Here is a 12,559-nt window from a genome sequence, read left to right on the forward strand (position 1 = left end):
CCAACCTTAGCGGCCACGGCGCCCGGATCGCTGGCAGCCGCACGCCGTCAGAGGTGGTCCTCCAAGTGCGCGGCGTCGCGGATCTCCCCCACCAGCTCCTCGATCACGTCCTCGAGCGTCGCCAGGCCGAGGGTGCGGCCCTTGTCGTCGATCACGCGCGCCATGTGCGCGCCGCGGCGCTGCAGTGTCTCGAGGGCGCCGTGCAGCGGCTCGTCGGCGCTCACCGGGGCGAACGGCCGGATCCACTTGTCCTCGACCGGGCGGGCCCGGCGGGCCTCGTCCGGCTCGAGGACGTCCTTGATGTGCAGGTAGCCGAGCAGCCCCCCGTCCTCGCCCACGACGGGGAACCGGCTGAATCCGGTCGAGGCGCACAGTGCCTCGACCTCGGCGCCGGTCGAGCCCCGGGCCACGGTGGTCAGCGAGTCGGGCGGCATCAGGACGGCGCCGACCGTCTTCTCGGTGAACCCGAGTGCGCCGGCGAGCCGGTCGTACTCGTCGGCCTCCAGGAGACCCTCGCCCCGCGACTCCTCGACGAGGGCGGCGACCTCCTCGCGCGTGTACGTCGAGCTCACCTCGGTGGTCAGCCGGGCGCCCATCAGGCGCAGCACGCCGGCCGCGATCGCGTTGATGACCACGACGACCGGCCGGAGCACCGTCACGATGCCCCAGATCGGCGGTCCCAGGACGAGCGCGGCCCGGTCCGGTCCCGCCAGGGCGATGTTCTTCGGGATCATCTCCCCCAGCACGACGTGCAGGTAGACGACCACCGACAGGGCGACGACGAACGAGACCGGGTGCACGAAGTCCTCCGGGACGTGCACCGCGTGCAACACGGGCTCGACCAGGTGGGCGACCGCGGGCTCGCCGACCGCGCCGAGCACCAGCGAGCAGACGGTGATGCCGAGCTGGTTGACTCCGATCACCAGGGAGATGTTCTCCATGGCCTTGATCGTGGTGCGAGCCATCCGCGAGCCGGCCTCGGCACGGGGCTCGAGCTGCGTGCGGCGCGCGGAGACCAGCGCGAACTCGGCGCCCACGAAGAACGCGTTGCCGAGCAGCAGGAGGACGGCGAGCGCGATGGCGGTGAGGCTGTTCACGACCCTTCCCCCCGGGTGGGCGTGTCGAGCAGCCGCAGCGTCAGCCGGTCGATGCGCAGCCCCTCCATCCGCTCGACGGTGAGTACGGCGAGCTGCTCGCGCGGCTCGTCGGGGTCGGACCGGTCGGGGACGCTCACCTCCGCGAGGTCGCCCACCTGCGGCACCCGACCGAGCACCTGGAGGACCAGCCCCGCGATCGTGTCGTAGTCCTCGTGGTCGGGCAGCACGACGCCGGTGACGTCCTCGACCTCGTCGGGACGCAGCAGACCGGAGAGCGACCAGGTCCCGTCGCGCTGGAGCCGCGCGGTGGCGCTGAGCCGGTCGTGCTCGTCGGCGATGTCCCCGACGATCTCCTCGACCACGTCCTCGAGGGTCACGATGCCCGCGTAGCCGCCGTACTCGTCCATGACGACCGCGAGCTGGAAGCCGTCCTTGCGCAGCAGGGCCAGGAGCGGGTCGAGCCGCAGCGAGTCGGGGACCACGATCGGCTTGGCCATCAGGTGCTTGACCTTCGTGGTCGCACGCTCGTACACGGGCAGGGCGACGGCGTTCTTGACGTGCACGGTGCCGACGACGTTCTCGTCGGCGTCGAGCACCGGGAACCGCGAGTGCCCGGTCTCGCGCGTCAGCTCGATGACGACGTTGGCCCGGTCGTTGACCTCGAGGCTGCTGGACCGCACCCGCGGCGTCATGATCTCGCCCGCGGTGCGGGCGCCGAACTCGACCGAGCGCTCCATCAGCTCGGCGGTCTCCAGGTCGAGGGTGCCGAGGTCGGCCGAGCGCTGGATCAGCGAGGCGAGCTCGGTCGAGCTGCGCGCCGAGCGCAGCTCCTCCTGGGGCTCGAGGCCGAGGCGGCGTACGACGGCGTTGGCCGAGCCGTTGAGCACCCGGATCGGGCCGCGGGCCAGCGCCGTGAACGCGCGCTGGAAGCGCTGCGTCGCGCGCGCCACCGCCATCGGCTTGGCCAGCGCGAGGTTCTTGGGCACCAGCTCGCCGAAGATCATCGTGAGGATGGTGCCGAGCGTCAGGCCGATCGCGACGGCGGCCGGCGTGATCGCGCGCTCCGGCGTCCCGAGGCTGCGCAGCGGCCCGTCGATCAGGTCCGAGATCGCCGGCTCGGCGAGGTAGCCGATGGCGAGGTTGGTGATGGTGATGCCGACCTGGGCCCCGGAGAGCTGCGTGGACAGGCTGCGCAGCGCGGCCTGCACCCCACTCGCCCCGGCGTCACCCGCTGCGGCAGCCCGCTCGACCTGGCTGCGGTCGACGGTGACGAAGGAGAACTCGGCGGCGACGAACACGCCGCAGGCGGCGATCAGGAGCAGCGCCGCCGCGAGCAGCAGCCACGCGGTCATCGGTGCACTCCCCGGACACGACCCGCGTCAGGCGGGTGGTGGCTCCCCCTGAGTCCGGTCAGGGGGAGCCGGGGACTTTGGGAGCCGTCCATGAGCTGGGCGTCGAGTCCTCACTGATCGGGGTTCCGGTGCCCCCGCACTCTACCGGCGCCACCCGCGCCGCGACATTCCCCGAAGCTTCCCGTCGCGGCCCGGTCCCGCCTTAGCCTGGTCGCCCCATGTCTCGGACCCTCCCCACCCCGTCCCGCCGCGCCCTCGTCTCGGGTGCGGCGTCCGGCGTCGCCGCCGGCACCGTCGGCGCCGTCCTGGCCGGGTCGGGCGCCGCACGCGCCGGGTCGGCGTACTCCCCCGCCCGCTACCGCGGTCATCGGCTGCTCGGGGCATCGGGCCGGCACCTGGTCGGACGGTTCTCCTACGGCGTGACGCCCGCCCTGGCCGACCAGGTGCGCGCCGCCGGCGGCGCCCGGGCCTGGTTCGAGGCGCAGCTGGACCCCGACGCCGTGACCGACCCGGGCACCGACGCGGTGCGCGAGTGGTGGCCGAGCCTGTCGCGGGGGGCCACCGAGCTGTGGCAGCGGCAGCGCTCGGGTGTCGAGGGCGTCTGGGAGGTCATGTTCGACTACCAGCGCTGGGTGCTGGTGCGCCGGATGCGCTCGCGCCGCCAGCTGCTCGAGGTGATGACCGAGTTCTGGGAGAACCACTTCAACGTCCCCGTCAACGGCGACGCCCAGGGCTTCTGGCGCACTCAGTACGGCGACGCGATCCGGGCCGCGGCCCTGGGTCGCTTCGCGGACCTGCTGCAGGCGACCATCACCCACCCGGCGATGCTGATCAGCCTCGACAACGTCGACTCGACCAGGGCCCACCCGAACGAGAACCTCGGCCGCGAGCTCCTGGAGCTGCACACGGTCGGGCGCGGCGCCTACGGCGAGGACGACGTCAAGGCCTCCGCGCGGATCCTCACCGGGTGGAGCGTCGACATGTGGGACACCTTCCAGCCCGAGTACCGCCGCAAGTGGCACGCGACCGGTCCGGTGCAGGTCATCGACTTCAGCCATCCGAACGCCGACTCCGACGGCCGGGCGGTCACCGAGGCCTACCTCCGCCACCTCGCCCGGCACCCCGCCACCGCCCGGCGGCTGGCCCGCAAGCTCGCGGTGAAGTTCATCAGCGACAGCCCCCCGGACGCCCTGGTCGACCAGCTCGCGCAGGTCTACCTCGACCACGACACCGCGATCGCCCCGGTGCTGCGGGCCCTGGCCGCGTCGACCGCGTTCACCCGGGCTGTGGGGGCCAAGGTCCGGGACCCGGGCGAGGACCTGGTCGCGTCCTACCGGGCCCTCGACGTCCGGCTCACGGCCCCGCCCGACGGCGACGCCGGCGACGAGTACGCCGCCAACGCGCTGCTCTGGCAGGTCGACGGGATCGGCACCAAGCCCTTCGACTGGCCGCGGCCCGACGGCCAGCCGGTCGACAACGAGGCCTGGGCCTCGCCGTCGCGGCTCCTGGCCTCGATGGACGTGCACCTGAGCCTCGCCGGGCGCTGGTGGCCGACCCAGGGCGCGGCGTACCACCCGCCGGCCCGGTGGGTGCCCCGGTTCCCGATCCGCTTCGACCTGCTGGTCGACCACCTCTCGCAGGTCCTCCTGCACCGCCGCTCGACCGTGCAGCTGCTGGAGGCGTGCTGCCTGGCCGTCGACGTCGGACCGCGCGAGCGGATCACCCGCGACCACGGCCTGGTCCGCTGGAACATGCCGCGGCTGCTCACGACGTTCCTCGACTCCCCCGCCTTCCTGACCCGGTGACCCCATGACCGACCCCTGCTGCGCCGAGTTCGCGCGCCTCTCGCGCCGTGGACTGTTCTCCGGTGCCGTGGCGCTCGCGGGCGCGACCACCGTCGTGGGCTCCGCGGCCATCACGACGTCGGCGGCCGCGCTGGCCCCGGCCCCGTCGGTCCTGGTCGTGCTGTCGCTGCGCGGCGCGGCCGACGGCCTCTCGCTCGTGGTCCCGCACGCGGACCCCGTCTACTACAGCGCCCGGCCGGGCATCGCGGTCCCGGCCGCGTCCCTGCTCGCCAAGGACGCGATGTTCGGCCTGCACCCCGCGCTCGAGCCGCTGCTGCCGCTCTGGCAGGCCGGCCGGCTGGCGGCCGTGCACGCCACCGGGCTCCCGGCGCCGAACCGGTCGCACTTCTCCGCGATGGAGGAGGTGGAGGACGCCGACCCCGGCTCCGACGTCCGGACCGGTTGGCTGAACCGGCTGATCGGGACCGACCCCGGCCCCTCCCCGCTGCAGGGCTTCAACGTCGGCGGCGGCGTCGTACCGACCTCGCTCTACGGGCCGCAGGGCGTGATGTCCGCCGGGGACGTCGACTCCGTGCGGATCCCCGGCGACGACAAGTGGGACACCACCAAGGGCCGCCGGTCCTCGCTGCACCGCCTCTGGGACGACGACCCGAGCACGTTGGGGACCGCGATGCGCTCCATGTTCGCGGCGCTCGACGACTTCGCGCCCGCGCGCGCGGCGGTCGACAACGCGAAGGCCTATCCGCGGACCGATATCGGGCGGGCGCTCTCGGAGGTGGCGCGGGTGATCCGGGGCGACGTCGGCGTCGAGGTGATCACCGTCGACCAGGGCGACTGGGACATGCACGCCGACCTGGGCACCGTCGAGCGCGGCTGGCTGCGCGACAACACCCGCGACCTGGCGGCCGCGATCGCGACGTTCTTCGACGACCTCGGCGACCAGGCTGCCAAGGTGACGCTGGTGACGATCAGCGAGTTCGGGCGCCGCGTCGTCGAGAACGACAGCCACGGCCTCGACCACGGCTACGGCAACGTGATGTTCCTGGCGGGCGCCGGGGTCAAGGGCGGTCGGTACTACGGCACCTGGCCCGGGCTCACCGGCGACCTCGACTCCGACCTGCTCGTCACCACCGACTACCGCAGTGTGCTCGCCGAGGTCGTCTCGACCCGGTTCGGCGCGTCCACGGCGGCGGTGTTCCCCCGGTTCTCCCCCGAGCCGGTGGGCGCGATGACCTCGCTCTGAGGCGCGCACACCCGTCGACAAGAACGTGTTCTATCTGCGACGGTGTCGCCCGTGCGCGTCATCCAGTGGGCCACCGGCGGCGTCGGCCGGGCGGCGATCGAGGGCATCCGGCTCCATCCCGACCTCGAGCTGGTCGGCTGCTGGGTGCACAGCGCGAGCAAGCACGGCCGGGACGTCGGCGAGATCCTCGGCACCGAGCCCCTGGGCGTGCGCGCGACCAGCAGCGTCGAGGAGATCCTCGCCCTGCCGGCCGACGCCGTGGTGTACGCGCCGCTGGTCCCCGACCGCGACGAGGTCGCCGCGCTGCTGCGCTCGGGCAAGAACGTGGTGACCCCGGTCGGCTGGTTCTACCCGACCGAGAAGGACGGCGCGCCGCTGGCCGCGGCCTGCGCCGAGGGCGGGACGACCCTGCACGGCACCGGCATCATCCCGGGCGGCATCACCGAGCTGCATCCGCTGATGTTCTCGGCGCTCTCGTCGGCCGTCCGGTTCGTGCGCGGCGAGGAGTTCTCCGACATCCGCACCTACGACGCGCCCGACGTCGTCCGGCACATCATGATGTTCGGCGGCCGCCCGGAGGAGGCGCTGGGGGGCCCGATGCTCGGCCTGCTGTCGGGCGGCTTCGTCCAGTCCGTCCGGATGTGCCTGGATGCGTTGGGCTTCTCCCCCGGCGCCGAGATCCGCACCTCCCAGGAGGTCGCGGTCGCGACCGCCCCGATCGGGTCGCCGATCGGCGTCATCGAGCCGGGACTGGTCGCCGGCCAGCGGTTCGTCTGGGAGGCGTTCGTCCGCGACGAGTGCGTGGTCCGGATCGCGGTGAACTGGCTGATGGGCGAGGCGCACCTGGAGCCCGCCTGGGGCTTCGGCCCGGAGGGAGAGCGGTTCGAGGTCGAGGTGCGCGGCGACCCGAACGCGTTCGTGACGATCAAGGGCTGGCAGCCGGAGACCGTCGAGGAGGGCCTGGTCCGCAACCCGGGGGTGGTCGCGACTGCGATGCACTGCGTGAACTCGGTCCCGTACGTCGTGGCCGCGGAGCCCGGGATCCGGACCTATCTCGACCTGCCGCTCATCGCGGGTCGGGCGCACCCCGACCTGCGCTGACCCGCACCCGCCGGCGAGGGGTGGGCCGGGCCGGCTCGCTCGGGCCGAGGCGTGCCACCATCTGGGGGACGTGCCCGTGCAGCACCGCGCCCAGGCGGGACCGCAGCGCCGGGCTGGCCTCGCACGGCTGGTTCTCGAAGGCCGCGGACAGCCCCGCCGCCGTCGCGACCAGCAGCATCCGCTCCAGGGCCTGGCCGGCCCGCAGCCAGTCCGCCGGCTCGTCCTCGTGCGTGCCGAGCACGACCACCGCCGGGGCGTCCTCGACCAGCCGGGCGTTCGCGACACCCCGGCGCCGGCCGAGGTCGAGGTGGGCGACCGCGAACCGGGTCGGCACCAGCGCGGCCGTCGAGACGGTCAGCCCGTCCCCGCTGCGCCGGGTCCGGAGCCACCGGGCCAGCTCCCGCCGCCAGCCGCGGTCGCACCACAGGACCCGGTCCCCCTCGGCGACCAGGCCGGCCACCGAGTCGCGCTGGAGCGCGTCCATGACGTGCAGGCACGCCCCCTCGGTCTGCACGGCCGCCCGCAGCGCGGCCAGCGTGTCCGGGGTGATCGACGCCCGGACGAACGGCCCGTGGTGGGTACGACGGGCGGCGAGCGCGCCGTACAGCGCGGCCTCGTCGCCGGGCGCGCCCGTGAGGTGGACGGTCGCGAGGTGGTCGGGGTCGGCGTCCGGGAACGGCTCGACGAGTGCGCCGGTGCCGTCCTGGGCGGCCGCCACCCGCAGCGCGAACAGTGCGGCGCCGCAGCTGATCACCAGCTCGCGGCCGCGCGGGTCGTTGACCGGGAGGGCCTGGCTGCGATCGGCGTACAGCTCGATCCGGCGCCCGTCCGCGGACGCGACCCAGCGCCAGGGCTGCGTGTTGTGGGACGACGGCGCCCGGGCCGCTGCTGCGACGAGCTCGGTGATCGACATGGGACCTCCCACACCGAGCCTGCCGCGCCGGTCCGGGCGCGATCAGGGGCGAAGGTCCGCGCCGCGGGTGCCGGTGGGCCCGCTACCTCCCGGGGTGCTGCCCGACCCGCTGCCCGACGTGGTCGTAGCCGACCTGCTGCACGGCACTGTCGTCGTGGCGCAGCCGGTCGACGCCGTCCTGGACGTCGGAGACCTGCACGATGGTGCAGAGTGCTGCGATCGCGATGACGAGTGCGGTCGCGATGCCGTGAAGTACGTCGCGCATCTCGGTCCCCCCAGACCTGGTGATGGCGGTGGTGCGGTTCCCCTGGACCCCTCCCCCTAGACCCCATGGTGCCACGCCACCGGTCACGGCCGTGGCAGGCGCGGCATGATTTTGCCGATGGACCGCTCAGGTCCGGCCCGGGCCGGCCGTGGTGCTGATCCTGGCCGAAGGCCGATCGCGCTACGTGCGGATCGACTCGAGGCGGGCGACGGTCTCCTCGAACTCGGCGACCAGGTCGGCCATCACCTCGGCGACCGGGCGCACCTCGTTCATCCGGCCGACGATCTGGCCGATCGGCATCGAGATGACGTCGGGGTCGCCGGAGGCGTTGATCCGGTTGTGGGCGTCGGCGACCAGGAGGTTCTGCAGCGGCATCGGCAGCGGCTCGGGCGCGTCCTGCTCGGCCCAGGCCTCGGTCCACCTCGTCTTGAGCAGCCGCGCCGGCTTGCCGGTGTAGATGCGGGTGCGGACGGTGTCGGAGGACGTCGCGCGGGTGAACGCCTGGGTCCAGCCCGCGTTGGACTGGAGGTTCTGGTACTCCTCGGTGCCCAGCCAGATCGAGCCGGTCCACACGCCCTGCGAGCCCAGCGCCAGGGACGCCGCGACCTGGCGTCCCGAGCCGATCCCGCCGGCGCCGAGCACCGGCACGTCGGGGCCCACGGCGTCCACGATGTCGGGCTGCAGCACCATGCTCGCGACCTCACCGGTGTGCCCGCCGGCCTCGTAGCCCTGGGCGACGATGATGTCGACGCCGTTGGCGACGTGCGAGCGCGCGTGCTTCGCGGCCCCGGCGAGCGCGGCGACCAGGATGCCGTGCTCGTGGCACTTCTCGATCACGTCGACCGGGGGCGACCCGAGCGCGTTGGCGATCAGCACCGGCCGGTGGTTCAGGGCGACGTCGAGGTGCGACCGGGCGACCGAGTGCAGCCAGCCGAGCACCCCGTCACGGCCCTCGCCCTCCGGGAGCGGGGGGACGCCGAGCCGCTGCAGCGTGCGCTCGACGAAGCTCACGTGCTCCTCGGGGATCATCGACTTGAGGTCCACCGAGCTGCCCTCGGTCGGGATCTTCATCGGCATCACGATGTCGACGCCGTACGGCTTGCCATCGGTGTTGTCGTCGAGCCAGCTCAGCGTGCGCTCGAGCTCGTCGGTGTCGTTGAAGCGGACACAGCCGAGCACTCCCAGGCCCCCGGCACGCGAGACCGCGGCGGCGACGTGCTCGGAGGGGGTGAAGGCGAAGATCGGGTGGTCGATCCCGAACGTGTCGCAGATCGGGGTGCGCATGAGGACTCTCTCTCCCGAGGACGGATCGGCTGGCGTCGGGTCAGGGTCCGACGGAGGTCGGGTCGACCGTCGGCGCCTTGGCGGCGAAGCCGGCCAGGGCCAGCTCCTTGGCCTTCGGGTACTGCGCCTTGCCGGTGGCGTTGCGCGGGATCCGGTCGACGACGGTGAGGGCGCGGGGCAGCTTGTAGCCCGACAGGTGGGTGCGCAGGTAGCTGCGCAGGTCGTCCAGCTCGAGAGAGGCCCCCTCGCGCAGCTCGACGACCGCGGCCACGGCCTGGCCGTACCGCTCGTCGGGGATCCCGACGACGAGGACGTCGTACACCGACGGGTGTCCCTTGACGGCCATCTCGACCTCTTCGGGGTAGACCTTCTCGCCACCGGTGTTCACGCAGTTGGAGCCACGGCCCAGCAGGGTGACCCGGCCGCCCTCCTCGATCCGCGCGAAGTCGCCGGGCACGGAGTAGCGCTCGCCGTCGATGGTGAGGAAGGTGGCGGCCGACTTCGTGGGGTCCTTGTAGTAGCCGACCGGGACGCTGCCGCCGCGGCCGAGCCGGCCGACCTTGCCGATGTCGGTGGCGACGTCGAGGACCCGGTTGTCCTCGTCGATGACCACGCTGTGCGGACCGAGCCCGACGACCGGGCCGTCCGGACTGATGTTGTCCTTCTCCTGCATGCCCATCCCCTGGAAGCCGGTCTCCGAGGCCCCGATGGAGTCGGTGAACACGGCGTTGGGGAAGGCGTCCATCCAGCGCTTCTTCACCGGCGGGCTGAAGATCGCGGCGCTGCTGGAGATCGCGAACAGGCTGGATCCGTCGAAGCCGCCGGCCTCGTAGGCCTCGATCAGGGGCCGGGCCATGGCGTCGCCGGTCATGAAGATCAGCTGGACCTGGTTCTCGTCGATGATCTGCCAGGTCCGCACCGGATCGAACTTGGGCTCCAGGATCGTCAGGTGCCCGGCGAACAGGTGCATGAGCAGGCCGGCCTGGGCGCCGCCGTGCATCAGCGGGCTCAGCGGGAAGGTGACCATCCGGGGGTCGTTGGCCTGCGTGGACTGGTCGTACTCCTCCAGCGGCGCGCCGGTGTAGAAGTCGATGCCGCCGCCGAGCACCCGCCAGAAGTCCTCGTGGCGCCACATCACGCCCTTCGGGAAGCCGGTCGTCCCGCCGGTGTAGATGATGTGGATGTCGTCGGGGCTGCGCTCGCCGAAGTCGCGCTCGGCGCTGCGGCCGGCCAGGGCGTCCTCCCACAGGACCCCGCCGTACGACGAGACGTCGGAGTCGTCGTCCGGCTCGATGGCGTCACGCACCGCCACGGCCAGGCGCAGCTTCTCGTGCTTCGGGAGGCACGCGGCGACCAGCGACGCGTAGGTGCGCTCGTGGATCACCGCGACCACGTCCGCGTTGTCGAAGAGGTAGTCGAGCTCGGCCTCGACGTAGCGGTAGTTCACGTTGATGCTGACGGCGCGGATCTTGGCGACCGCGAGCACCGCCACGACGTGCTCGATGCTGTTCTTGGCGTAGATCGCCACGTGGTCCCCGACCCCGACCCCCTGGGCCTGCAGGAAGTGCGCGAGGCGGTTGGCGTCGGCCTCCAGCTCGGCGTAGGTCACGACCCGATCACCGACCTTGAGGGCGCGGTTGTCGGGTGCGGCATCGACGGCGTGTTCGAAGAGGTCAGCGATGTTGTGAGCCACGACGCGAGACTAGAACACGTTCTCGTTTTTGGCTAGGCTCCCGCCATGACCTCCCCGGGACCGGACGCACCCCACTGCCTCGTCGAGCAGGACGGCCACAAGCTGGTCGTCACGATGAACCGGCCCGAGACCCGCAACGCCCTCTCCGGGGAGATGCTCGCGATCATGGAGGAGGCCTGGGACCGGGTCAACCAGGACGACGCGATCCGGGCCTGCATCCTCACCGGGGCCGGGGGCTACTTCTGCGCCGGCATGGACCTCAAGGCCGCGACCCAGCGGCCGCCGAGCGAGAGCTTCGAGTCCGGCTTCGACCCCTCGGTGATCAAGGGGCTGCTCAAGGGCTTCCGGCTCACCAAGCCGCTGATCGCCGCGGTCGAGGGCCCCGCGATCGCGGGGGGCACCGAGATCCTCCAGGGCACCGACATCCGCATCGCCGGGGAGTCGGCTCGCTTCGGCATCTCCGAGGCCAGGTGGAGCCTCTACCCGATGGGCGGCTCCGCGGTCCGCCTGCGGCGACAGATCCCGTACACCGTCGCGATGGACCTGTTGCTCACCGGCCGGCACATCAAGGCGCCGGAGGCCAAGGAGGTCGGGCTGATCGGGTACGTCGTCCCCGACGGCGAGGCGCTCGCGAAGGCCCATGAGGTCGCCGACCTGGTCTGCGCCAACGGCCCGCTCGCGGTGCAGGCGATCCTGCGGACCGCCCGCGCCTCGGAGGGCCGGCACGAGGAGGACTGCTGGGCCGACGACGCCGCCGTCGGCATGGCGGTCTTCGCCTCCGACGACGCCAAGGAGGGTCCCCGGGCCTTCGCCGAGAAGCGGCCCCCGGAGTTCCGGGGCCGCTGAGCCTCCGTTCACCGAGCCGGGGGTTCTCCGGCGCCGCTCGCGGGCCGCTGGCAGACTGGACGGGTGCCGTGGCCGACCTGGGATCAGGCCGCTCTGGCCGCCGTCCTCAGCGTCGCGCTGTGGTGGACGCTGCGCCGGATCCGCTCTGAGCCGACGCGCTTCCTGGAGCCCGTCGCTGCCGAGTTCGCGCTGGTCTCCACCCTCTACGCGGTGTGGCGGCTGGCCCGGATGCTGCCGCTGGCGACCGACTCCGGCGCGATGGACCGGGCCCGCGACATCGTGGCCGCGGAGTACTGGCTGCACCTGCCGACCGAGCTGTCGCTGCAGCAGTTCGTGCTCCGTCACGACTGGCTGGGCGAGCCCACCACCGTCTACTACGCCACCCTCCACGTGCCGGCGCTGATCGCGTTCCTGGTCTGGCTGTTCTTCCGGCACCGGGACCGCTACCCGCACTGGCGCAACGGGCTCGTGCTCGTCACCGCGGGCTGCCTGGTGATCCGATTCGTCCGGGTCGCCCCGCCGCGCTTCTTCCCCGACCTCGGCTACCAGGACCTGTCCCACCACTACGGCGTCTCGGTCTACGGCTCGGACGTGGCCACCGGCGTGTCCGACCAGTTCGCCGCGATGCCCTCGATCCACGTCGCCTGGGCGGCCGTCGTCTCGTTCGGCATCGTGGCGGCGAGCACCAGCCGGTGGCGTTGGCTGTTCCTGCTGCACGTCGTCCTCACCACGCTCGTGGTCGCGGCGACCGCCAACCACTGGTGGCTCGACGGCATCGTCGCGGTCCTGCTCCTGTGGGGCGGCCTCGCCCTGGACACCGGGGTCCGGTCCCTGCTCGCCCGGCACCGGGGCGTGCCGCCCGCGATCGAGGTCGTCTCCGCGCCGGCGTACGCCGAGGAGCGCTGACCGGGCGGATGTCGCGCAGCATCGGCGCCATCTGTCCGACCTCGGGGTCGTACG

At 72.7% G+C, this 12,559-nt stretch carries 11 protein-coding genes; 5 read left to right on the forward strand and 6 right to left on the reverse strand.

Translation table 11 applies throughout. From position 1 onward, the window contains the following. Nucleotides 1–47: 47 nt before the first annotated feature. Both QMC84_RS01240 and QMC84_RS01245 read right to left on the reverse strand, forming a co-directional pair. Nucleotides 48–1,097 carry a hemolysin family protein gene (locus QMC84_RS01240; protein ID WP_300370909.1) on the reverse strand — a complete coding sequence of 350 codons (1,050 nt, stop codon included), beginning with the start codon at nt 1,095–1,097 and terminating at the stop codon, nt 48–50. Further along, nucleotides 1,094–2,449 carry a hemolysin family protein gene (locus QMC84_RS01245; protein ID WP_300370912.1) on the reverse strand — a complete coding sequence of 452 codons (1,356 nt, stop codon included), beginning with the start codon at nt 2,447–2,449 and terminating at the stop codon, nt 1,094–1,096. Before QMC84_RS01245 ends, QMC84_RS01240 begins: the two co-directional genes overlap by 4 nt. Nucleotides 2,450–2,667: 218 nt before the next feature. Here QMC84_RS01245 and QMC84_RS01250 point away from each other — a divergent pair, with 218 nt between their 5' ends. Genes QMC84_RS01250 through QMC84_RS01260 form a run of 3 tightly spaced genes read left to right on the forward strand, consistent with a single transcriptional unit; the run spans nt 2,668 to nt 6,598 of the window. Continuing rightward, nucleotides 2,668–4,254, forward strand: a complete 1,587-nt coding sequence (locus tag QMC84_RS01250) for a DUF1800 domain-containing protein (RefSeq protein WP_300370915.1) — start codon at nt 2,668–2,670, stop codon at nt 4,252–4,254. 4 nt (nt 4,255–4,258) lie between these two features. Next, complete coding sequence (locus QMC84_RS01255) at nt 4,259–5,497, forward strand: DUF1501 domain-containing protein (protein ID WP_300370918.1); 1,239 nt, start codon at nt 4,259–4,261, stop codon at nt 5,495–5,497. Nucleotides 5,498–5,548: 51 nt separating this feature from the next. Beyond that, nucleotides 5,549–6,598, forward strand: coding sequence for a hypothetical protein (locus tag QMC84_RS01260; RefSeq protein WP_300370921.1), 1,050 nt, complete (start codon nt 5,549–5,551; stop codon nt 6,596–6,598). Here the strand turns inward: QMC84_RS01260 and QMC84_RS01265 are convergent. The 4 genes from QMC84_RS01265 to QMC84_RS01280 all read right to left on the reverse strand — a co-directional run bounded on the left by QMC84_RS01265 (nt 6,564) and on the right by QMC84_RS01280 (nt 10,753). Then, complete coding sequence (locus tag QMC84_RS01265; protein ID WP_300370924.1) at nt 6,564–7,511, reverse strand: hypothetical protein; 948 nt, start codon at nt 7,509–7,511, stop codon at nt 6,564–6,566. The genes QMC84_RS01260 and QMC84_RS01265 overlap by 35 nt on opposite strands. Nucleotides 7,512–7,593: 82 nt before the next feature. Further along, nucleotides 7,594–7,776, reverse strand: a complete 183-nt coding sequence (locus QMC84_RS01270) for a hypothetical protein (RefSeq protein WP_300370926.1) — start codon at nt 7,774–7,776, stop codon at nt 7,594–7,596. Nucleotides 7,777–7,956: 180 nt separating this feature from the next. After that, nucleotides 7,957–9,060 (reverse strand): nitronate monooxygenase family protein, encoded by a 1,104-nt coding sequence (locus QMC84_RS01275; RefSeq protein ID WP_300370929.1) that lies wholly within the window; start codon nt 9,058–9,060, stop codon nt 7,957–7,959. A gap of 40 nt (nt 9,061–9,100) precedes the next feature. Further along, nucleotides 9,101–10,753 (reverse strand): acyl-CoA synthetase, encoded by a 1,653-nt coding sequence (locus tag QMC84_RS01280; protein ID WP_300370933.1) that lies wholly within the window; start codon nt 10,751–10,753, stop codon nt 9,101–9,103. A 45-nt stretch (nt 10,754–10,798) separates the two neighbouring features. On the opposite strand from QMC84_RS01280, the gene QMC84_RS01285 reads away from it, so the two are divergent. Together QMC84_RS01285 and QMC84_RS01290 are read left to right on the forward strand one after the other, a co-directional pair. After that, complete coding sequence (locus tag QMC84_RS01285; RefSeq protein WP_300370936.1) at nt 10,799–11,599, forward strand: crotonase/enoyl-CoA hydratase family protein; 801 nt, start codon at nt 10,799–10,801, stop codon at nt 11,597–11,599. A 63-nt stretch (nt 11,600–11,662) separates the two neighbouring features. Beyond that, on the forward strand, nt 11,663–12,505 hold the full coding sequence (locus tag QMC84_RS01290) for a phosphatase PAP2 family protein (RefSeq protein WP_300370938.1): 843 nt from the start codon (nt 11,663–11,665) through the stop codon (nt 12,503–12,505). The last annotated feature ends 54 nt before the right edge of the window (nt 12,506–12,559 follow it).

This window comes from Nocardioides sp. (genome assembly GCF_030019515.1).
Taxonomy (GTDB): Bacteria; Actinomycetota; Actinomycetes; order Propionibacteriales; family Nocardioidaceae; genus Nocardioides.

What these genes read in the sequence shown, in the direction of transcription:
- QMC84_RS01245 (WP_300370912.1), bottom strand. Translation starts at nt 2,449, where the DNA reads ATGACCGCGTGGCTGCTGCTCGCGGCGGCGCTGCTCCTGATCGCCGCC.
- QMC84_RS01250 (WP_300370915.1), top strand. Translation starts at nt 2,668, where the DNA reads ATGTCTCGGACCCTCCCCACCCCGTCCCGCCGCGCCCTCGTCTCGGGT.
- QMC84_RS01255 (WP_300370918.1), top strand. Translation starts at nt 4,259, where the DNA reads ATGACCGACCCCTGCTGCGCCGAGTTCGCGCGCCTCTCGCGCCGTGGA.
- QMC84_RS01265 (WP_300370924.1), bottom strand. Translation starts at nt 7,511, where the DNA reads ATGTCGATCACCGAGCTCGTCGCAGCAGCGGCCCGGGCGCCGTCGTCC.
- QMC84_RS01270 (WP_300370926.1), bottom strand. Translation starts at nt 7,776, where the DNA reads ATGCGCGACGTACTTCACGGCATCGCGACCGCACTCGTCATCGCGATC.
- QMC84_RS01275 (WP_300370929.1), bottom strand. Translation starts at nt 9,060, where the DNA reads ATGCGCACCCCGATCTGCGACACGTTCGGGATCGACCACCCGATCTTC.
- QMC84_RS01285 (WP_300370936.1), top strand. Translation starts at nt 10,799, where the DNA reads ATGACCTCCCCGGGACCGGACGCACCCCACTGCCTCGTCGAGCAGGAC.